This window comes from Pseudomonas sp. NFACC45 (assembly GCF_900113505.1).
Taxonomy (GTDB): domain Bacteria; phylum Pseudomonadota; class Gammaproteobacteria; order Pseudomonadales; family Pseudomonadaceae; genus Aquipseudomonas; species Aquipseudomonas tehranensis.
The window spans coordinates 210519-229223 of record NZ_FOPO01000011.1 but is presented as its reverse complement, the minus strand read 5'-3'; the positions used below and the strand labels follow the sequence as shown (position 1 = coordinate 229223).

Below are 18705 nucleotides of genomic sequence, written 5' to 3'. Positions count from 1 at the left end.
CGATGAAACCCCACAACCAACGCCTGCTGCGCGGCCAGGCACCGTCCTATGAACGCCTGCAGGCACGTTTGGCCGAAGACGGCAGCGAACTGGGCGCCGACCCGATCGCGGTGCACTGCGGCTGGGGCCGATTGCTGATCGGCCACACCTTCCCGGACCCGGCGAGCCTGGCCCAAGAGCTGCTCAATGAGCAATCGGGTGAGCGCGACATTGCCTTGTACGTCGCCGCGCCCCAACAAATATTGGGGCTGGAACCGGCGCAGCTGTTTCTCGATCCATCCGACACCTTGCGCCTGTGGTTCAGCGACTATCGCCAGGCCACCCGGGTATTTCGCGGTTTCCGGATTCGCCGAGCGCAAAGCGAGGCCGACTGGCAAGCGATCAACCTGCTGTATCAGGCCCGGGGCATGTTGCCCATCGATCCGCAACGGCTCACACCGCGCCATGAAGGCGGGCCGGTCTACTGGCTGGCCGAAGATGATGATACCGGCGCGGTGATCGGCAGCGTCATGGGCCTGAATCACCAGAAAGCCTTCAACGACCCGGAAAACGGCAGCAGCCTCTGGTGCCTGGCCGTGGATCCGCAGTGTTCGCGGCCCGGTGTCGGTGAGGTCCTGGTGCGTCACCTCATCGAGCACTTCATGAGCCGGGGCCTGAGTTACCTGGATCTTTCGGTGCTGCACGACAATCGCCTGGCGAAAAGTCTCTACGCCAAACTCGGGTTCCGGAACCTTTCGACGTTCGCCATCAAACGCAAGAACTGCATCAATCAGCCGTTGTTCCTGGGGCCAGGCCCCGAGGCGCAGTTCAATCCTTATGCGCGCATCATTGTCGAAGAGGCTCACCGCCGGGGCATCGAAGTCCAGGTGGACGACGCCGAAGGTGGATTGTTTACCCTGGTCCATGGCAGCCGTCGGATCCGCTGCCGTGAATCCCTCAGCGACCTGACCAGCGCTATCAGCATGACCCTGTGCCAGAACAAAAGCCTGACCCACAAAGTGCTGAAGAACGCAGGCCTGAACTTGCCGGCCCAGCAATTGGCAGGCAACGCCGATGACAACCTGGCATTTCTCGATGAGCACGAACGGGTGGTGGTCAAGCCTCTGGACGGTGAACAGGGCCAAGGGGTGGCGGTGGATCTGCGCACGATTGAAGAGGTGCAGAGCGCGATTGAAACAGCTCGCCAGTTCGACACTCGAGTGCTGCTGGAAAGCTTCCACGAAGGCCTGGACCTGCGCATCCTGGTGATTGGCTTTGAAGTGGTGGCCGCAGCGATCCGGCGGCCGGCGGAGGTGATCGGCGACGGTCGGCACACCATCGGCGCGCTGATCGAAGCCCAAAGCCGCCGCCGACAAGCGGCCACGGGGGGTGAAAGCAAGATTCCCATGGACGCCGAGACCCAACGCACATTGAGCGCGGCCGGCTATGACTACGACAGTGTGCTGCCTGCTGGCAAACACCTGTTCGTACGGCGTACGGCGAACCTTCATACGGGCGGCGTGCTGGAAGATGTCACTGGGATCCTGCATCCGGTCCTCGCCGACGCGGCGGTGCGCGCCGCGCGGGCGCTGGACATCCCCATGGTCGGCCTCGACTTGCTGGTGCCGGCGGCCGATCAACCCGAATACGTGTTCATCGAAGCCAACGAACGCGCCGGCTTGGCCAATCACGAACCACAACCCACTGCCGAGCGCTTTGTGGATTTATTGTTTCCTCATAGTCAGGCGGTGGCCTAGGTCTTTTCTCTGTGGCGAGGGAGCTTGCTCCCGCTGGGCTGCGAAGCAGCCCCCTCCATCTATAAGCGGGTTTGTGGGACAGGCCGGAGATCTGAACGGCGACCGCTTCGCGGTCGAGCGGGAGCAAGCTCCCTCGCCACGGGTTTCCCTTACTTAAACCTTCCTGGAGGAGTTTCCATGATCAGCAAGATTCCCGAACCGAATCTCGAATACCTGCAAAAGGTCCTGCTGGAAATGCTCGCCATTCCCAGCCCCACCGGTTTCACCGACACCATCGTGCGTTATGTCGCCGAGCGGCTGGAAGAGCTGGGCATTCCTTTTGAAATGACCCGGCGCGGCACGATCCGCGCCACCCTCAAGGGCCGCCAGAGCAGCCCAGACCGAGCCGTATCGGCTCACCTGGACACCATCGGCGCCTCGGTGCGCGCGATCAAGGACAACGGGCGCCTGACCCTGGCGCCAGTGGGTTGCTGGTCCAGCCGGTTTGCCGAGGGCAGCCGGGTCAGCCTGTTTACGGACACGGGGGTGATCCGCGGCAGCGTACTGCCGTTGATGGCGTCCGGGCACGCGTTCAATACCGCCGTCGATGAGATGCCCATCAGTTGGGATCACATCGAACTGCGCCTGGACGCCTACTGCACCACCCGCGCTGATTGCGAATCCCTGGGCGTGGGCATTGGCGATTATGTAGCGTTCGATCCTCTGCCGGAGTTCACCGAGAGTGGTCATATCAGTGCCCGGCACCTGGACGATAAGGCTGGGGTTGCGGCGCTGCTGGCGGCGCTCAAGGCGATTGTCGACAGCGGCGAAGAACTGCTGATCGACTGCCACCCGCTCTTCACCATTACCGAAGAAACCGGCAGCGGCGCGGCGGCCGCACTGCCCTGGGATGTCAGCGAGTTCGTCGGCATCGACATCGCCCCGGTCGCACCGGGCCAGCACTCCAGCGAGCACGCGGTGAGCGTGGCGATGCAGGATTCCGGGGGCCCTTACGACTATCACCTGTCACGGCACTTGCTGAAGCTGGCCAGGGAAAACGAACTGCCGGCGCGTCGCGACCTGTTCCGTTATTACTTCAGCGATGCCCATTCCGCCGTCACGGCCGGCCACGATATCCGCACCGCCCTGCTCGCCTTCGGTTGCGACGCCACCCATGGCTACGAACGCACTCACATTGACAGCCTGGCCGCCCTGAGCCGCCTGCTCGGCGCCTACATCCTCAGCCCACCGGTATTCGCCAGCGACGCCCAACCGGCCCAGGGCTCGCTGGACCGCTTCAGCCATCAGCTCGAACACGATGCGCAGATGGAAAGCGATACCCGAGTGCCGTCGGTGGACAGTTTGATTGGGCAGCGGTCGGATAACTGAGCAAGATTCCAGAATCTCAGTGCCAGTCATACCGCCATCGCGAGCAGGCTCGCTCCCACAGGGATATCTTCATTGAGCATAAAGTTTGTGCTCAACGCTGAGCCCATGTGGGAGCGAGCCTGCTCGCGATGAGGCCTGAACAGACACCCAAAACCCAAAGCTAGCCGCAAAAGCCCTTTGGCCGTAGCATCGCGACATTGTCTAGCCGAGGTACCCCATGCTGATCCCCCACGACCAACTCGAAGTCGACACGCTCACTCGCCTGATCGAAGATTTCGTGACCCGCGACGGCACCGACAATGGCGACGACACGCCGCTGGAGACCCGCGTATTGCGGGTCCGGCAGGCCTTGACCAAAGGCCAGGCGATGATCGTCTTCGACCCGGAAAGCGAACAGTGCCAGTTGATGCTCAAGCACGACATACCCAAGCATCTATTCGACTGAACAGACCTTGCGGCTGGCCTGGGCCCTTTTTTTCTGAATCTTTTCGTAAATCTCGGAGCGATGAACGTCGATATGCCGGGGCGCTTCCACGCCAAAACGAACAGTGGTGCCGTTGACCGAGAGCACTCGGACGGAAATATCATCACCGATGGAAATCAGTTCACCCACAGCGCGGCTAAGTACGAGCATGGTTCTTGTCCTTAAGAATATCTGGACCTTGACCATGCCCGGCCCGCTTGAGGTTCTCAAGACACCCTCAAGAATTCAGTAACGCCCTACAAGCAAGACTCTGGCAACTGAAGGAAACGTCCTGCAAAACCCTGTCAGACAGCGGACTTATTCAAGAGGTGGAAATCCGCGGGCCAAACAGAATCACACTCGCCCCCACCACGCAGAGCGCCACACCCACCCAGTCGGAAGCCAGCGGCCGCGCTCGCTCCACCACGGCCAGCCAGCCGATCGAGGCGATGATATAGATCCCGCCATAGGCGGCGTAGGCACGACCGGCGTAAGTCGCCTCGATGCGGGTCAGCAACAGGGCGAACAGCGTAAGGCTCAGCAGCGCCGGCGCGATCCACCAGGCGCTCTTGCCCTGGCGCAGCCACATCCAGAACGCGTAACAGCCGGCGATCTCAAACAGCGCGGCGAGAAAGAACCAAAAGTAGTTGAGCATGGGAGCGTCCATCAGGAGGGCCGAATGTGGCCATCCTGAGGACGTCGGACACTGAGGTCAACTCGGGTTCTGCCGAGCCTTGGCGCGCATCTTGTCGGCCATGACGGTCATTTCGTCGTACAGCAACTGCGGATTCTTCTGCTTGATGGCCCAGGCCATGCGCCCTTGCTCGTGAGGCAGGATCATGAACTGGCCCTGGGCGACCTGCTCATAGATGTAGTCGGCAATATCGGCCGCGCTGATCGGCGAGCTTTCCAGCAACTTGCCAACCTGGGCTTTCATCGCCGGCGTAGGGCCGCGGAAGGAGTCCAATAGGTTGGTCTGGAAAAACGACGGGCACACCACATGCACACCGATTTCCTGCTGCGCCAGCTCGATCAACAGGCTTTCCGACAGCGCCACCACGCCGGCCTTGGCCACGTTGTAGTTGCTCATGGCCGGGCCTTGCATCAGGGCGGCCATGGAGGCGATGTTGATGATCCTGCCGTGGCTTTTTTCCAGCAACGGCAAGAACGCCTTGCAACCCTTGACCACGCCCATCAGGTTGATCGCGATTTGCCAATCCCAATCCTCCAGGGACAGTTCGCTGAAGAATCCACCCGAGGCCACACCGGCATTGTTGACGATGATGTCGATGCCACCGAGCTTCTCTTCGCAGGCCTGGGCAAACGCCGTCAGTTGACTGTAGTCGCGCACGTCGCAGCGCTGGACAAAACCGTCGCCGCCAGCGTCACGCACCAACCTGAGGGTTTCCTGAAGGCCTGGCTCACTGACATCCGACAAGGCCAGGCGCCAGCCTTCGCGGGCCCAGCGCAGCGCGATTTCGCGACCCAGGCCAGAACCGGCACCGGTAATCATCATGCGATTTTGCATAGCAAACAGCCTTGTTGTTCCGGGAGAGATGAGCCGAGTGTAGCGAAGGACCTTGCCGGACCCACGCTCCATCAGAGTGCTGAATGGCGAGGGCAAACCTTAATGGGTTTTCAGGGGAACAGCGCTGTGGAACAGCTTCGCTCCCATAGAGGGGTTCTTTGGAGCACTAAAAAACTTTGAATTTTTTACAGGACGTTACGGTCGGACATATTAAGCCGCCCGGATTTAATGCATGCGTGCTGGTAGTTGAAAGTTGCATCACTCCAGAACTGACCAATAAGGAAATCACCAATGGGCACAATACTCATCATTATCCTGATCCTCCTGCTGATCGGTGGCCTGCCGGTCTTCCCTCACTCCAGAAGTTGGGGTTACGGCCCGTCCGGTATCCTCGGTGTCGTACTGGTAGTGCTGTTGATCCTGCTGTTACTGGGCAAGATATGAACCACTAAGTGACAAAAAAAGAGGCCCGTTAAGGCCTCTTTTTTTATGCGCTGAACTTTTCAGTCCGGAACACCCTGTGTCACGCCGGCGGTGTTATCCAGCAGGCTCTTGGTGGCGGTTTGCAGAAACGCCTCCAGCTTGAGTTTCATTTCAGCCGCCTGCGGCGCGTCGGCAATGACATCCGCGCGTGGCTGGGCACCGAGTTGGTAGCGATACAACTTCGGCGCCATTTCCTTTTCCCTCGGCAACACCAGGATTTTGTCGTCGCGGATGATCGCCGTGGTCTGGTCACTGCCCGACGGTTTGATCACGCCAAATCCGCTGTCGCCTGGCGGCAGGTTCAACAAATCGCGGCCCCAGCACTGGTTACGCACTTGCCCGCCGATCCGGCCCATGATGGTCGGGACGATATCGATCTGGGTGCCCACGGTGTGGTTGCGCTGGCCGAACTTTTCCTGGATACCCGGGCCGATCAACAGCATCGGCACGTTAAAGCGGCCCAAGTCCATTTCGGTAAGCTGGCGCTCGTTACCAAAACCGTGGTCACCGACGATGACAAACAGTGTTTCCTTGAAATAAGGCTCCTTACGAGCCTTTTCGAAGAACTGCCCCAGCGCCCAATCGGAATAACGCATGGCGGTCAGGTGCGTATTCAGGCTGCCACGGTCCGTGACCGGCTCCACCGGCAACGGTGTCGGCAACGCATACGGCGTGTGGTTGGAGAGGGTTTGCAGCAGCGCATAGAACGGCTTGCCGTTTTCCCGTGCCTTGAGCTCGATCAGGGAACGGTCGAACATATCCTGATCGGACACGCCCCAGGTCGGATCGGAGAACACCGGGTTCACATAATCATTGCGCCCGATGAATGTGGTCATACCCTGGCCGCTGAAGAAGCCCGACTGGTTGTCCCAGGCGAAATCACCGTTGTAGACATACACGTCGTCGTAGTCGCGGGCACTGAGCAGTTGCGGCAGCCCGGAAAACTTGTGGCTGCCTTCAGGTGTCTGCATCAGGTACTCGAAACCCGGCAGGTTCGGGAAACACGCCATGGTGGCAAACATGCCCTGATGGGTGTGGGTGCCATTGGAGAAGAAGCGGTCAAACAGCAGACCTTCCTTGGACAGTTTGTCCAGATAAGGCGTGATATTGCCCGGCGCGCCCAGGGCGCCCACCGAGTGACCCGCCATGCTTTCCATGAGGATCACCACCACGTTCTTGATCGGCAAAGTCTTGTCGGCGGGTGGCGTGTAGTCGCGACGTACGGCAGCGGTGTCTGCATCGACCAGTTTGTCGTCGGGCATCACCAGCATGTCCCGCACGGTCTGCTGGGCCAGCGGCTGCTCGAGGGTGGCTTTCCAGATATTGTCACGGTGTTCGGACATCCGGCTCTTGGCCGCAGCCACCAGTGACAACGTGCCATTGAGGCCCAACTGATTGGCAAAGTTCGAATCGGTGGTGTAGACGTCACCCCAGCGCATGGGCGGCCCCTGGCGCAGTGTGCCCCGGGCGGCTCCCACGGCCACGACCAAGCAGACCAGGAACACCGCGACACGCCCGTACCACGGAGCAACCTGGCGTGTGCCGATCGTGCCGCCACTGAACGGCCCGCGCGGTCGGGTCGCGCGGTCGGCGCCCTTGAACGCCATCGCGAGGATCAGCGTGCCCACGGCCCACGCCAACAGGTAGCGCACCACCGGGAAACCGTACCAGAGCATGCTCATCACGGTTTTCGGGTCTTCCTGCACATACTGGAAGACCAGGCCGTTGAGACGCTGGTGAAACTCGCGGTAGAAGTCCATCTCCATCAGACCGAGGAACAGCCCGATGCTGGCGGTGACGGTCAGCCAGAAACGAAAAAAACCACGTGCCGCCATGGCCCGCGCGCTGAACAAGGCCAGCAGCAGCGGAATACACAGATAGACCACCAGACGCAGGTCAAAACGCAGTCCGTTGACGAATGCCTCAACGAAGGTAGAGGCCGGGGAGTCGAGGATCATTTCGCGGTTGTAGACCAGCAGCGCCACGCGCAACAGGCTGAACATGATCATCATGACCAGGGCACAGAGCAAGGTGTAGACCAGGTGTGATTTGACGGTCGGTTGCAGCAGGCGATGCGTGGTGCGGTGCTGACTCAGGGCGTCCGGGATTGCCATGTCGTGTAAGGACCTAAAGGGGTTGGGGGCGAATAGAACAACGGCGCGTCCTATGCCGACCATCACCCGGGTCCCTGGGTCTGCGCGGGTGCGCAAGCGTTGAATGAATGGCGGGGCATCGCCATTTGACTCACCGACCGCAACAAGCGCCGGGATTGTCCGCGAGGGGCTGTGAAAATTTTGTTCAATGACTATTCGCAAACACAAAACCGCGGATTGCCCGATGAATTGTGTGCCGAACCGCACTGTGGTCAGGGGATAGATCCCTGACCACAGGTCAGCGTTGTTCCCGATCAGTCGTTACTTGGTTTGTTGATTGCCTGCAGAACGTACTGCGGCATGGCGAACGCGCCGAGGTGAACTTCGGGGTTGTAGTAGCGGGTGATGATACCGCTGCCAATGAAACGCTCGCGCAGGGTCTCGCGAGACAGCTTGCGATAGGCGGTATCCGTCGAGCCCCAGGCGAAAGTCATCGCGCCGCCAATGTAGGTCGGCACGGCGGCCTGATAGAAATGCCAGTCGGCAAACAGGCCACGCAGACGTCCGGCGGTGGTTTGTACCTCGCCCAGTTGCATGAACGGCGTGCCGTTCTGGGTCACCAGAATGCCGCCTTCGTTCAGGCAGCGGTGACAGGCCTGGTAGAAGTTTTCCGAAAACAACACTTCACCCGGACCGATCGGGTCGGTGGAGTCGGAAATGATGACGTCGAATTTCTCCTGAGTGGTCGCGACAAAATGCATGCCGTCGTCGATCACCAGGTTCAGCCGCGGGTCGTCGTAGGCGCCTTTGGAGTGGTTGGGCAGGAACTCCTTGCACATGTCCACCACGGTGCCGTCGATTTCCACCATGGTGATGTGCTCAACGCCCAGGTGCTTGGTCACCTCGCGCAACATGCCGCCGTCGCCACCGCCGATGATCAACACGCGCTTGGCCGCGCCGTGGGCGAGAATCGGTACGTGGGTCAGCATTTCGTGGTAGATGAATTCGTCGGCTTCGGTGGTCTGGATCACCCCATCGAGCGCCATCACCCGGCCCATGCGCGGGTTCTCGAAAATCACCAGGTGCTGGTGCTCGGTGCGCACTTCGTGCAGCAGCTTGTCCATCCGAAAACGCTGGCCGTAGCCTTCGTAGAGGGTTTCCAGGTAGTCGCCGGTCGGGGTAGTCGTCATGGTCAGGTGCTCCGATAAATACGCGGTTGGCCGATGAAGGCTCGCAAAGGCGCGCATTCTACGACGCCGGGCATGACAGGTCGAACCTTGAAGACTCATCACCGGCTGAACTCAGCTTCCTGTGGCGAGGGGATTTATCCCCGCTGGGCTGCGAAGCAGTCCTTTGACACTGAACTCAATCTTCCTGACACACCGAGTTGCCTGGTTGGGGGGCTGCTTCGCAGCCCGGCGGGGATAAATCCCCTCACCACAGGGTTCATCGCCAGCTTTTAGCGGAACTGACGCCCCAACCCCGCCGGAACACCTTCGATGGTGGTTTCTTCCCACGGCCCGTTGGGGCTGATGGAGCGGCTCCAGCCGTTGCTCCAGCGGTAATAGGTGCGCTGGCGATAGAAGGTGTTGGTGTGGTTGTCCAGCACATAGACCCCAAGTTTGGCGTCCCAGTGGCTATTGCCGCCGGGTGGTGGGGCGAAGCTGGCGGAAGTACGGGGCAACGGCTTGGCCGGTGTGTTCGGCGTGACGGGCTTGCTTGGGGCGGTCGACGGCCCCGGCTTGGTGGCCGGGCCTGAAGACGGGATGGGAGGCAGCGGCGCCGACGGCTGCGGCGGACGCTGGACCGCACAAGCACTCAGGCCCAGGACGAGCGTGAGCAGGGTGATACGAGCGATGGCGGTCATGGTGCGAATTCCTGTTATTTATCCGGGCTGTCGATAGTCAGTTGTTGCTGCGCCGTGGTGCTGCTCGCCAGAGGCTTGCTGCGGCCGATCCATTCACCGGCGGTCGGTTGACCGGCCCGGGAAATGCGCGCCACCAGTTGGACTTCAGGGAAGTTCGACAGTTTCAGTTGCGGCATCATGGCGTCCGCATCGCCCAGTTCCACGGTAACAGGCAGGTCAGCGACGGTCAGGCGCTTGGCCGCCAGCGGCGCCGGCGGGCCGGAAGCGGCGCGGGCAAAGATGAACACGCTGTCGCCCGGCTGCACCTTGGCCTTGAGCTCCGGCGCCAGCTCGACGCGCACCTTGAGCAATGCCGCAGCCTTGCTCACTGGCGCCTGGGCAACCTTGCCGCCGCTGGCCTCAAGCTTCTCGGTGGCGCGGTTGATACCGCCTTGTAGCGCATCACGGGACTTGTCGCCTTCCGGCAGTTGCGCGAGCAGACGGCCCCAGTAATCAATGGCCTCCTGATAGCGCTCGCCTTCGAACGCGGCGATTCCCAGCAGGCCCAGGCTGGTGACCTCCTTGGGATCGAGCTTGAGCGCTTCGTCGGTCAGGGCCTGGACCTTGTCCGACCATTTCTTGCCATCGGCGAAATACTGCGCCTGAGCCCACTGGCCCAACAACTCGGGTTGGCGACCGGCCACCGCCACGGTCCGCTCGAAGATCTTCGCGGCATCCGCCGGCCGGTCCTGGGCCATGTAGGTGCGACCGAGGAAATACAAGCCCTCGGCGTTATCCGGTTGCGCCGCCACCGCGCGCTCCAGGCGCAGGGTCATTTCTTCCATCGACTGCGGCGCCTGGGCGAATTCGCGGGTCAGCTCGACCTTGTCGCTGGCGCCGAAATGCAGATACAGCCCCAGGCCCAGCACCGGCACCAGCACGGCGGCGAGTAACGGCAACGGTTTACCCAAGCGAGACTCGCGCGGCGCATCAGCGCCTTCGGTGTCGGCGAGCAGTTCTCGCGCGGCTTCGGCGCGGCCGGTGTCCAGCTGCGCGGTATTCAGCACGCCCTCTTCCTGCTCGGCCTGCAACTCGGCGACGCGCTCCTGATACAGCGCCACGTTGAGCGCGGTACGGTCCTCTTCGCGCTGGGCGCGGCGAACACGCAATACGGGGATCAACAGAAAACTCAGGGCAACCAGGAGAAGCAGACCTGCGGCGAGCCAAAAATCAATCATGCTTGGTTTTATCCAACAGTTGGTCGAGGCGCTGGCGCTCTTCGACAGAAAGCGTGTCCGGGGCAGCCGTGCGCTGGACCCGGCGGCGACGCACAATCACCGCGATGACCACGAAACCACCGAGCAACAGCCCGGCGGGGCCAAACCAGAGCAGTGCGGTCTTGGAGGTCAAGGCCGGGTTGTAGCGCACGAACTCCCCATAGCGGTCCACCATGAAATCGATGATCTGCTGGTTGTCCTTGCCCTCGCCGAGCATGCGGAAGATTTCCTTGCGCAGATCGGCGGCAATCGGTGCGTTGGAATCGGCGATATCCTGGTTCTGACACTTGGGGCAGCGCAGTTCCTTGGTCAGTTCACGGAACCGCTCGCGCTCGCCCTCGTTGGCGAATTCGTAGGTGTCGATGGCGGCGTGGGCCACGCCGGCCAGGCTCACGCCGAGGATAACGGCTGCTAACCAGCGCTTCATGGCTTGGCCTCATCGACCAGCGCCTGATACTTGGCGGCCAGTTTTTCGCGCCAGACCTGTTCGTCGATCACGCCGACGAACTTGTCGCGGATGACGCCCTTGGCGTCGATGAAGAAGGTTTCCGGCGCCCCGTAAACGCCCAGGTTCAGGCCCAGAGAGCCTTCTTCATCACGAATATCCAGTTGATACGGGTTGTGGAACTCGGCCAGCCACTTCAAGGCATCGGCGTTGACGTCCTTGTAATTGACGCCGTAGATCACCACGCCGTTCTGGGCCAGTTTGTTCAATACCGGATGTTCAACCCGGCAGGAAATGCACCAGGTGCCCCAGACATTGACCAGCGCCGGTTTGCCCAGCAGGTCCGCCCGCGTCAGGGTCTTGTCGCCCTGCACCGACGGCAGGGAGAACTCCGGGAACGGCTTGCCGATCATCGCCGACGGCAATTCGGCCGGGTTCAGGTAGAGCCCTCGGTACAAAAACACCGCCATCAATAGGAACAGAGCCAGCGGCAACACCATCAACCAACGCTTCATGCAGGGGCTCCCGTCATGCCCAGGGTTTCACGCACCCGGGTTTTTACCTTGACCCGATAACGACGATCCAGCGCCGCCAGTATTCCGCCCAGGCCCGTCAGCAGGCCACCGAACCAGATCCAGCGCACGAACGGCTTGACGTGGACCCGCACCGCCCATGCCCCATCACCCAGGGACTCGCCCAGCGCTACGTAGAGGTCGCGGGTGAAACCGGCATCGATCCCGGCTTCGGTCATCACCGAATTCTGCACGGTGTAGAGGCGTTTTTCCGGATGCAGCACGGTGATTTCTTGACCGTTGCGAATGACCCGCACAGTGCCTTTGTCGGAGGTGAAGTTCGGGCCTTCGTAATGTTTGGCCCCCTCGAATACGAACTGATAGCCCCCCAGGTCCATGGACTCTCCGGGTGCCAGACGCAGGTCGCGCTCGGCGCTGTTCTGGCTGGACAGCACCACACCCAGGGCGCAGACGGCGATGCCCAGGTGGGCGATCTGCATGCCCCAATAACTGCGAGTCAGGGTGGGCAGGCCCTTGATCAGGCCTTTGTGGCGGGTCTTGTCGAAGATATCCCGCACGCCAGCCAGCAACACCCAGGCCGCCAGCACGAAAGTCGCCAGTACCGCCCAGTTGAAATCGCCATATGCAATCGCGGCAATGACGGCCAGGGCAGCAGTGCCCAGCAGCACGGGCGTCAGCATGCCCATCAGCCATTTGACCGGCGTGTCTTTCCAGCGCACCAGCATGCCGACAGCCATCACCACCATCAGGATCGCCATCAGCGGAATGAACAATGCATTGAAGTACGGCGGGCCGACCGACAGCTTGGCGCCGGTCAGCGCGTCGAGCACCAGCGGGTACAGCGTACCCAGCAGGATCATCGACGCGGCGACCACCAGCACCAGGTTGTTGCCCAGCAACAGGGTTTCCCGGGACCAGAGGTTGAAGCCGACCTGGCTTTTCACCACCGGCGCCCGCAAAGCGAACAGCGTCAGCGAGCCGCCAACCACGAACAGCAGGAACATCAGGATGAACACACCACGCTCAGGGTCGGAGGCAAAGGCATGCACCGAAGTCAGTACGCCGGAACGCACCAGGAAGGTTCCCAGCAGGCTGAGGGAGAATGCCGCGATGGCCAGCAGCACGGTCCAGCTCTTGAACACCCCACGTTTTTCCGTGACGGCCAGCGAGTGAATCAGCGCGGTGCCCACCAGCCAGGGCATGAACGAGGCATTTTCCACCGGGTCCCAGAACCACCAGCCTCCCCAGCCGAGTTCGTAATAAGCCCACCACGAACCCAGGGTGATGCCAATGCCCAGGAAAGCCCAGGCGACGATGGTCCAAGGACGCGACCAGCGCGCCCATGCGGCATCCAGACGACCGCCCAGCAGCGCGGCGATGGCGAAGGCGAAGGCCACTGAGAATCCAACGTACCCCATGTAGAGCATCGGCGGGTGAACGATCAGGCCGATGTCCTGCAGCAACGGGTTGAGGTCGCGGCCATCCAACGGCACCTGCGGCAAGATGCGCTCGAAGGGGTTGGACGTGAGGATCAGGAACAGCAGAAAACCGATGCTGATCATGCCCATCACCGCCAGCACACGGGCGAGCATCACTTGCGGTAACTGCCGGGAGAACACCGAGACCGCGAAGGTCCAGCCGGCGAGGATCAACGCCCAGAGCAGCAGAGACCCCTCATGGGCGCCCCACACTGCGCTGAACTTGTAGTACCAAGGCAAGGCGCTGTTGGAGTTGCCGGCAACGTACGCCACGGAAAAATCGTCAACCATGAAGGCGTAGGTCAGGCAACCGAAGGCGAACAACATGAAGGCGAACTGCCCCCAAGCCGCCGGCTGGGCCAGGCTCATCCACAAACGATCGCCACGCCAGGCACCGAGTAAAGGCACCACCGCCTGAACGATGGAGAAACACAAAGCCAGGATCATCGCCAGGTGACCCAGCTCGGGAATAAACAGACCGGTCATCGATCAACCCTCCTTCACGGGAGCGGGCGCCGACTGGCCGCTGTCTTTCAAAGCCTTGGTCACTTCCGGCGGCATGTATTTTTCGTCGTGCTTGGCCAGGACTTCATCGGCCACCACCACGCCTTCGGCATTGAGCTTGCCCAGGGCGACGATGCCCTGCCCTTCGCGAAACAGGTCGGGCAGGATGCCACGATAGGTGATGGTCACGGTCTTGTTGAAATCGGTGACGTTGAATTTCACGTCCAGCGAGTCCCCGGTACGCACCAGGGACCCCTCCTCCACCATGCCGCCGGCACGGATGCGCGTGTCTTGGGGCGCTTCGCCGTTGGCAATCTGGGTCGGGGTGTAAAACAGGTTGATGTTCTGTTGCAAGGCGCTCAGGGCCAGGCCGACCGCAGCGCCGACACCCACCAGGAGGGCAAGAATGATGACAAGACGTTTTTTGCGCAGCGGATTCACTGACCGTTCTCCCGGCGCAGACGACGCGCCTCTTGTTGCAGATACCGCTTGCGGGCCAGGATCGGCGCCGCCACGTTGAGGGCCAGCACCGCCAGGCAGATGCCATAGGCTGACCAGACATACAGGCCGTGATGGCCCATGGCGAGAAAATCGCCGAATGACGCAAAACTCATCGAGCGGCCTCCAGGCTGTTCTGTACTTCGGCCTTCACCCAACTGGCCCGGGACTCGCGCTTGAGCACTTCCAGGCGCATGCGCATTAACAGCACAGCGCCGAAGAAACAGTAGAAACCCAGCGCTGTGAGCAACAGCGGCAGCCACATCTCCACCGGCATCGCCGGTTTTTCGGTGAGGGTGAAGGTCGCGCCCTGGTGCAAGGTGTTCCACCACTCCACCGAGTACTTGATGATCGGGATGTTGATCACGCCGACAATCGCCAGCACCGCACAAGCCTTGGCGGCGCTGTCACGATTGCTGATGGCGTTGCCCAGCGCAATAAGACCGAAGTACAGAAACAGCAGGATCAGCATCGACGTCAGTCGGGCATCCCAGACCCACCATGAGCCCCAGGTCGGTTTGCCCCAGATCGCGCCGGTGACCAGCGCTACGGCGGTCATCCAGGCACCGATGGGGGCGGCGCATTGCAGGGCCACGTCCGCCAGTTTCATTTTCCACACCAGCCCGACCACACCGCACACCGCCAGCATCACGTAGATGGACTGGGCCAACAGCGCCGTGGGCACGTGAATGTAGATGATGCGAAAGCTGTTGCCCTGCTGGTAGTCCGGCGGGGCGAAGGCCAGGCCCCAGACTACGCCAATGCCCATCAGCAGCACTGCCAGGAGGCTCAACCAGGGCAACAGTTTGCCGCTGATGCCGTAGAACCACTTGGGTGAGCCGAGCTTATGAAACCAGGTCCAGTTCATTGCTGTTTTCCATCACGGTTGCGGCACGCTATCACGGGCCGCCAGTCTGCCTTTACTTCAGAAGAAGTGGTCAGTTTTCGACCAGGCGTCATTATTATTCGCCGACGCTGATTTTCAGGCCAGCGGCTATTGCAAAGGGTGTCAGGGTTATCGCCAGGGCGGTCAGGCTCCCAAGCCACAGCAGATAACCGGTTGCCGGCATGCCTTGCAGCGCGGCTTGCAAGGCGCCACTACCGAGGATCAACACCGGGATATACAGCGGCAGGATCAGCAGCGCCAGCAACAGGCCGCCACGCTTCAACCCAACCGTCAATGCCGCGCCGACTGCGCCGAGCAGGCTCAACACCGGCGTGCCCAGCAACAGCGACACCAACAATACCGGCATGCAGGCAGCGGGCAAGCCCAGCATCATTGCCAGCAGCGGCGAGAGCAAGACCAGCGCCAGGCCGGAAAAAACCCAGTGTGCCAGTACCTTGGCCAAAACCAGAAGGGCCAGGGGGTGCGACGAAAGGACCCACTGCTCCAGGGATCCGTCCTCGAAATCACTGCGGAAAAGCCCGTCCAGCGAGAGCAGGACCGATAAAAGGGCCGCCACCCAGACCAGCCCCGGCGACAAGGTTTGCAACAATTGAGTCCCGGGACCGACGGCCAGCGGGAACAGTGCGATGACAATCGCGAAGAACACCAGCGGATTGGCCAGTTCGGCCGGACGGCGGAACAACAGGCGCGCCTCGCGAGCAAGCAGTAGGCCAAACACACTCATACAGCCCAATTCCCAAGATCGATGTTGCGATAACCGGATGGCATCCGCGCCAAGGTGTGGTGGGTGGTCAACAGCACCATGCCGCCTCTCTCGCAGTGCCCGGCCAGATGCTCCTCGAGCTGCGCCACGCCCTGCTTGTCCAGAGCGGTGAAAGGCTCGTCGAGAATCCACAGCGGCGGGCTGTCGAGATATAACCGGGCCAGGGCCACGCGGCGCTGCTGGCCGGCGGACAGGGTGTGGCACGGCACGTCTTCGAAGCCGCGCAGGCCCACCGTCGCCAGCGCCTGCCAGATCGCCTCACGACCGGCCGGTCGATGCAGCGCGCAGAGCCAACTGAGGTTTTCTTCAGGCGTCAGCAAATCCTTGATGCCGGCGGCATGGCCGATCCAGAGCAGGTTGCGGGCCAGTTCGCTGCGCTGGCTGTGCAACGGCTGGCCATTGAGCAGCACTTGGCCGGCGGTCGGCTGCATCAACCCGGCCAGCAGGCGCAACAGGCTGGTCTTGCCACTGCCGTTAGGGCCGCTGATCTGCACCATATCGCCACGCGAGAGTCTCAATTCGAGATTCTCGAAAAGCAGCCGCAAATCTCGCTCACAGGCGAGGCCGACGGTTTGCAGGAGAGGACTGGTCAAGGGATAGCGGGCCTTATACGGTTCAAGTCGGCCATGCAGCGGCCGTTAAAGAGGTGCAGCATAGATGCTTTGGTGGCCGGTTCCACAGAGCTGCGTCAAACAATTGCAAGGTTTTCGCCACTCCCTGAAAGACCGGCGGCATTATACATGTCATGCCCCAGGGGGCGTGCTCAATTAGCTTCCCAAGGTAAGACCGCAGATGACAGGCGACATGAACATACCGCCGCTGCCTCAGGCCTCGGCAACCACCCGTATGCCGGCGGTCACGGGCGAGCTGCTCAAATTGCTGACGCCGGTCGAAGGCCTGATCGGTGCGGGCCAGACCGCCAAGGCCGAGGTGTTGTCGCTCAAGCAGGCGGAACAGACCTTCCAGCTGTTGCTCAAGGTCACCCTGGAGAGCGGTCGCCAAACCACCGTGCAAGCCACCAGCACCCAGCCATTGCCCCAAGGCACCAGCTTGGCGGTGACGCAGCCATCCGCCAGCAACCTGGCGATTACCGTGCAGCAGGCCATCGCCTCCAGCGTCGCCACCCTGACCCGTATCGACACGGCACAGATGCCGGTCGGCACTCTGCTGCAAGGCAAGGTGCTCACCAGCCAGGCGTTGCCGCAGTTGCCGGGACAACCGGCGGTTTACCGGTCGCTGGTGAGCCTGCTCAACACGGCCCAGGCTGGCAGAACCCTGGACATCGACAGCCCGCGACCGCTGCGCATCGGCACGCTGTTGAGTGCTCAGGTACAAGATGCCCAGACCTTGAAATTTGTCCCCTTGAGCAACCGCCAGGAACAACTGGCGGTCAGCCAGCAACTGGTCACGCAGATGAGCCGTCAGGGCTCGCTGGACAGCTTGGTCACCGCGCTGCAGAACACCGCGCTGCAAAAGCTTCCGGCCAGCGACGACACCGGCGCCGAGCTGCGCGCCGCAGTGACACGGCTGTTGGCGGGCCTGCCGGACATCCAGCAACTGAGTACACCCAAGGGCCTGGCTCAGGCCATGGCCGCCAGCGGCGCGTTCCTGGAAAGCAAACTGCTGGCCGGGCAAGTACCGAGCCTGGCGCCAGACATGAAGGGCGATCTGCTGAAACTGATCGCCCAACTGACCCCAGCCCTGCCCGCCTCCACCAACCTCGCTGCCATCATTGCCGCCAACACGTTGGCCCAGGCGCTCCCCAGCTTCGTGCGTAACGCCCTGGGAACCCTCGGCCAGGTCAGCGTCAAGCCGCAACCCACCAGTTTCCCCCTGCCCTCACGCCTGTTGAAAGGCCAAGACGATGAAGGCGACCTGGAGCAGCTGCTGCGCCTGGCCGCCGCCGCCGTGTCGCGCCTGCAAACCCATCAGTTGTCGAGCCTGGAACAGACGGGCCTGACCGACGATGGTCGGCTGATGAGCACTTGGCAGCTGGAAATCCCCATGCGCAACCTGCAGGACATCGTGCCGCTGCAGGTCAAGTTCCAGCGCGAGGAAACCCCGCCCCGGGAGCAGCCACAGGAACGCCGTGAAGAACGCGAACCGAAACAGCAGCTCTGGCGGGTCGAGCTGGCGTTCGACATGGAGCCACTGGGGCCGCTGCAGATTCAGGCCCAGTTGCTCAGCGGCAGCCTGTCGAGCCAGCTATGGGCTGAGCGGCCATACACCGCCAGCCTGATCGAAAGCAATCTGACCGCGCTACGTGAACGCCTGGTGACCTGTGGCCTGAATGTGGGCGACCTGGATTGCCACCTCGGCACCCCGCCCCAAGGCCCCAAGACTCGACTGGAACAACGCTGGGTGGACGAAACCGCATGACAACCGACACCGCACCACGCCAGGCCATCGCCCTCAAATACGACGGCCTCCACGCACCGACCCTCACCGCCAAGGGCGACGAAGCCCTGGCCGAGGAGATCCTGCGGATCGCCCGGGAAAGCGAAGTGCCGATTTATGAAAATGCTGAGTTGGTGAAGCTATTGGCCCGAATGGAATTGGGCGACAGCATTCCGGAAGAGTTGTATCGCACGATTGCCGAGATCATCGCGTTTGCCTGGAATTTGAAAGGCAAATTCCCCCAGGGCTATGACCCGAACGCGCCAAGTGTCGAGAAGGATGTGACCGATCGCGGCGACGATTACTGATCGCTCAAGTCAAAGGCGGCTCTTGTGGCGAGGGGATTTATCCCCGTTGGGCTGCGTAGCAGTCCCCAAAAAAGCGAC

General features: G+C 61.6%; 21 protein-coding genes. 6 read left to right on the top strand and 15 right to left on the bottom strand.

Annotated features, from left to right (window positions below):
- Positions 1 to 2: 2 nt before the first annotated feature.
- The 3 genes from ngg (at position 3) to BM132_RS20945 (ending at position 3549) form a co-directional block, all read left to right on the top strand.
- Positions 3 to 1736 carry an N-acetylglutaminylglutamine synthetase gene (gene ngg / locus BM132_RS20955; protein ID WP_092458451.1) on the top strand — a complete coding sequence of 578 codons (1734 nt, stop codon included), beginning with the start codon at positions 3 to 5 and terminating at the stop codon, positions 1734 to 1736.
- A gap of 177 nt (positions 1737 to 1913) precedes the next feature.
- Positions 1914 to 3104 carry an osmoprotectant NAGGN system M42 family peptidase gene (locus BM132_RS20950; RefSeq protein ID WP_092397601.1) on the top strand — a complete coding sequence of 397 codons (1191 nt, stop codon included), beginning with the start codon at positions 1914 to 1916 and terminating at the stop codon, positions 3102 to 3104.
- Positions 3105 to 3321: 217 nt separating this feature from the next.
- Positions 3322 to 3549 carry a YheU family protein gene (locus BM132_RS20945; RefSeq protein ID WP_092458448.1) on the top strand — a complete coding sequence of 76 codons (228 nt, stop codon included), beginning with the start codon at positions 3322 to 3324 and terminating at the stop codon, positions 3547 to 3549.
- Here BM132_RS20945 and csrA read toward each other — a convergent pair.
- From csrA to BM132_RS20930, 3 genes are all read right to left on the bottom strand, one after another.
- Positions 3538 to 3738, bottom strand: coding sequence for a carbon storage regulator CsrA (gene csrA, locus BM132_RS20940; RefSeq protein ID WP_092397599.1), 201 nt, complete (start codon positions 3736 to 3738; stop codon positions 3538 to 3540). The genes BM132_RS20945 and csrA overlap by 12 nt on opposite strands.
- A gap of 151 nt (positions 3739 to 3889) precedes the next feature.
- Entirely contained in the window at positions 3890 to 4222 is a 333-nt protein-coding gene (locus BM132_RS20935; protein WP_092397597.1) for a YnfA family protein, read from the bottom strand.
- A gap of 57 nt (positions 4223 to 4279) precedes the next feature.
- A complete protein-coding gene (locus BM132_RS20930; protein ID WP_092458445.1) occupies positions 4280 to 5095 on the bottom strand; it encodes an SDR family oxidoreductase in 816 nt (271 codons plus the stop codon).
- A 291-nt stretch (positions 5096 to 5386) separates the two neighbouring features.
- On the opposite strand from BM132_RS20930, the gene BM132_RS20925 reads away from it, so the two are divergent.
- Complete coding sequence (locus BM132_RS20925) at positions 5387 to 5539, top strand: DUF3309 family protein (RefSeq protein ID WP_092397593.1); 153 nt, start codon at positions 5387 to 5389, stop codon at positions 5537 to 5539.
- 59 nt (positions 5540 to 5598) lie between these two features.
- Here the strand turns inward: BM132_RS20925 and BM132_RS20920 are convergent, their stop codons facing one another.
- The 12 genes from BM132_RS20920 to ccmA all read right to left on the bottom strand — a co-directional run bounded on the left by BM132_RS20920 (position 5599) and on the right by ccmA (position 16515).
- A complete protein-coding gene (locus BM132_RS20920; protein ID WP_092458443.1) occupies positions 5599 to 7692 on the bottom strand; it encodes an LTA synthase family protein in 2094 nt (697 codons plus the stop codon).
- 293 nt (positions 7693 to 7985) lie between these two features.
- A complete protein-coding gene (speE, locus tag BM132_RS20915; RefSeq protein WP_092397589.1) occupies positions 7986 to 8861 on the bottom strand; it encodes a polyamine aminopropyltransferase in 876 nt (291 codons plus the stop codon).
- A 269-nt stretch (positions 8862 to 9130) separates the two neighbouring features.
- The gene (locus BM132_RS20910) at positions 9131 to 9538 is read right to left on the bottom strand and encodes a hypothetical protein (RefSeq protein ID WP_092397587.1); all 408 of its coding nucleotides are present in this window, start codon (positions 9536 to 9538) and stop codon (positions 9131 to 9133) included.
- 14 nt (positions 9539 to 9552) lie between these two features.
- Complete coding sequence (ccmI, locus tag BM132_RS20905; RefSeq protein ID WP_092397585.1) at positions 9553 to 10755, bottom strand: c-type cytochrome biogenesis protein CcmI; 1203 nt, start codon at positions 10753 to 10755, stop codon at positions 9553 to 9555.
- On the bottom strand, positions 10748 to 11221 hold the full coding sequence (locus BM132_RS20900; RefSeq protein WP_092397583.1) for a cytochrome c-type biogenesis protein: 474 nt from the start codon (positions 11219 to 11221) through the stop codon (positions 10748 to 10750). Before BM132_RS20900 ends, ccmI begins: the two co-directional genes overlap by 8 nt.
- Positions 11218 to 11754 carry a DsbE family thiol:disulfide interchange protein gene (locus BM132_RS20895; protein ID WP_092397581.1) on the bottom strand — a complete coding sequence of 179 codons (537 nt, stop codon included), beginning with the start codon at positions 11752 to 11754 and terminating at the stop codon, positions 11218 to 11220. Before BM132_RS20895 ends, BM132_RS20900 begins: the two co-directional genes overlap by 4 nt.
- Positions 11751 to 13736 carry a heme lyase CcmF/NrfE family subunit gene (locus BM132_RS20890; protein WP_092397579.1) on the bottom strand — a complete coding sequence of 662 codons (1986 nt, stop codon included), beginning with the start codon at positions 13734 to 13736 and terminating at the stop codon, positions 11751 to 11753. The genes BM132_RS20895 and BM132_RS20890 overlap by 4 nt, the downstream gene beginning before the upstream one ends.
- A 3-nt stretch (positions 13737 to 13739) precedes the next feature.
- Positions 13740 to 14195: a cytochrome c maturation protein CcmE gene (gene ccmE, locus BM132_RS20885; protein ID WP_092397577.1), complete on the bottom strand. Its 456-nt coding sequence runs from the start codon at positions 14193 to 14195 to the stop codon at positions 13740 to 13742.
- Entirely contained in the window at positions 14192 to 14368 is a 177-nt protein-coding gene (gene ccmD / locus BM132_RS20880; RefSeq protein ID WP_007939192.1) for a heme exporter protein CcmD, read from the bottom strand. Before ccmD ends, ccmE begins: the two co-directional genes overlap by 4 nt.
- Positions 14365 to 15120, bottom strand: coding sequence for a heme ABC transporter permease (locus tag BM132_RS20875; RefSeq protein ID WP_092458440.1), 756 nt, complete (start codon positions 15118 to 15120; stop codon positions 14365 to 14367). Before BM132_RS20875 ends, ccmD begins: the two co-directional genes overlap by 4 nt.
- 94 nt (positions 15121 to 15214) lie before the next feature.
- Complete coding sequence (gene ccmB, locus BM132_RS20870; protein WP_047226272.1) at positions 15215 to 15883, bottom strand: heme exporter protein CcmB; 669 nt, start codon at positions 15881 to 15883, stop codon at positions 15215 to 15217.
- Positions 15880 to 16515, bottom strand: a complete 636-nt coding sequence (ccmA, locus tag BM132_RS20865) for a cytochrome c biogenesis heme-transporting ATPase CcmA (protein ID WP_092458437.1) — start codon at positions 16513 to 16515, stop codon at positions 15880 to 15882. Before ccmA ends, ccmB begins: the two co-directional genes overlap by 4 nt.
- Positions 16516 to 16714: 199 nt before the next feature.
- Here ccmA and BM132_RS20860 point away from each other — a divergent pair, with 199 nt between their 5' ends.
- Together BM132_RS20860 and BM132_RS20855 are read left to right on the top strand one after the other, a co-directional pair.
- Positions 16715 to 18301, top strand: a complete 1587-nt coding sequence (locus BM132_RS20860) for a flagellar hook-length control protein FliK (protein ID WP_092458435.1) — start codon at positions 16715 to 16717, stop codon at positions 18299 to 18301.
- Complete coding sequence (locus BM132_RS20855; protein ID WP_047226269.1) at positions 18298 to 18627, top strand: EscU/YscU/HrcU family type III secretion system export apparatus switch protein; 330 nt, start codon at positions 18298 to 18300, stop codon at positions 18625 to 18627. The genes BM132_RS20860 and BM132_RS20855 overlap by 4 nt, the downstream gene beginning before the upstream one ends.
- The last annotated feature ends 78 nt before the right edge of the window (positions 18628 to 18705 follow it).

Excerpts from the sequence above, each read along its gene's own strand:
- BM132_RS20930 (WP_092458445.1), bottom strand. The coding sequence starts at position 5,095 with ATGCAAAATCGCATGATGATTACCGGTGCCGGTTCTGGCCTGGGTCGC.
- BM132_RS20900 (WP_092397583.1), bottom strand. The coding sequence starts at position 11,221 with ATGAAGCGCTGGTTAGCAGCCGTTATCCTCGGCGTGAGCCTGGCCGGC.
- ccmB (WP_047226272.1), bottom strand. The coding sequence starts at position 15,883 with ATGAGTGTGTTTGGCCTACTGCTTGCTCGCGAGGCGCGCCTGTTGTTC.
- BM132_RS20895 (WP_092397581.1), bottom strand. The coding sequence starts at position 11,754 with ATGAAGCGTTGGTTGATGGTGTTGCCGCTGGCTCTGTTCCTATTGATG.
- BM132_RS20945 (WP_092458448.1), top strand. The coding sequence starts at position 3,322 with ATGCTGATCCCCCACGACCAACTCGAAGTCGACACGCTCACTCGCCTG.
- BM132_RS20935 (WP_092397597.1), bottom strand. The coding sequence starts at position 4,222 with ATGCTCAACTACTTTTGGTTCTTTCTCGCCGCGCTGTTTGAGATCGCC.
- BM132_RS20875 (WP_092458440.1), bottom strand. The coding sequence starts at position 15,120 with ATGAACTGGACCTGGTTTCATAAGCTCGGCTCACCCAAGTGGTTCTAC.
- BM132_RS20950 (WP_092397601.1), top strand. The coding sequence starts at position 1,914 with ATGATCAGCAAGATTCCCGAACCGAATCTCGAATACCTGCAAAAGGTC.
- speE (WP_092397589.1), bottom strand. The coding sequence starts at position 8,861 with ATGACGACTACCCCGACCGGCGACTACCTGGAAACCCTCTACGAAGGC.
- BM132_RS20910 (WP_092397587.1), bottom strand. The coding sequence starts at position 9,538 with ATGACCGCCATCGCTCGTATCACCCTGCTCACGCTCGTCCTGGGCCTG.
- BM132_RS20855 (WP_047226269.1), top strand. The coding sequence starts at position 18,298 with ATGACAACCGACACCGCACCACGCCAGGCCATCGCCCTCAAATACGAC.
- csrA (WP_092397599.1), bottom strand. The coding sequence starts at position 3,738 with ATGCTCGTACTTAGCCGCGCTGTGGGTGAACTGATTTCCATCGGTGAT.
- BM132_RS20890 (WP_092397579.1), bottom strand. The coding sequence starts at position 13,736 with ATGACCGGTCTGTTTATTCCCGAGCTGGGTCACCTGGCGATGATCCTG.
- ngg (WP_092458451.1), top strand. The coding sequence starts at position 3 with ATGAAACCCCACAACCAACGCCTGCTGCGCGGCCAGGCACCGTCCTAT.
- ccmD (WP_007939192.1), bottom strand. The coding sequence starts at position 14,368 with ATGAGTTTTGCGTCATTCGGCGATTTTCTCGCCATGGGCCATCACGGC.
- BM132_RS20920 (WP_092458443.1), bottom strand. The coding sequence starts at position 7,692 with ATGGCAATCCCGGACGCCCTGAGTCAGCACCGCACCACGCATCGCCTG.
- ccmI (WP_092397585.1), bottom strand. The coding sequence starts at position 10,755 with ATGATTGATTTTTGGCTCGCCGCAGGTCTGCTTCTCCTGGTTGCCCTG.
- BM132_RS20860 (WP_092458435.1), top strand. The coding sequence starts at position 16,715 with ATGACAGGCGACATGAACATACCGCCGCTGCCTCAGGCCTCGGCAACC.
- BM132_RS20925 (WP_092397593.1), top strand. The coding sequence starts at position 5,387 with ATGGGCACAATACTCATCATTATCCTGATCCTCCTGCTGATCGGTGGC.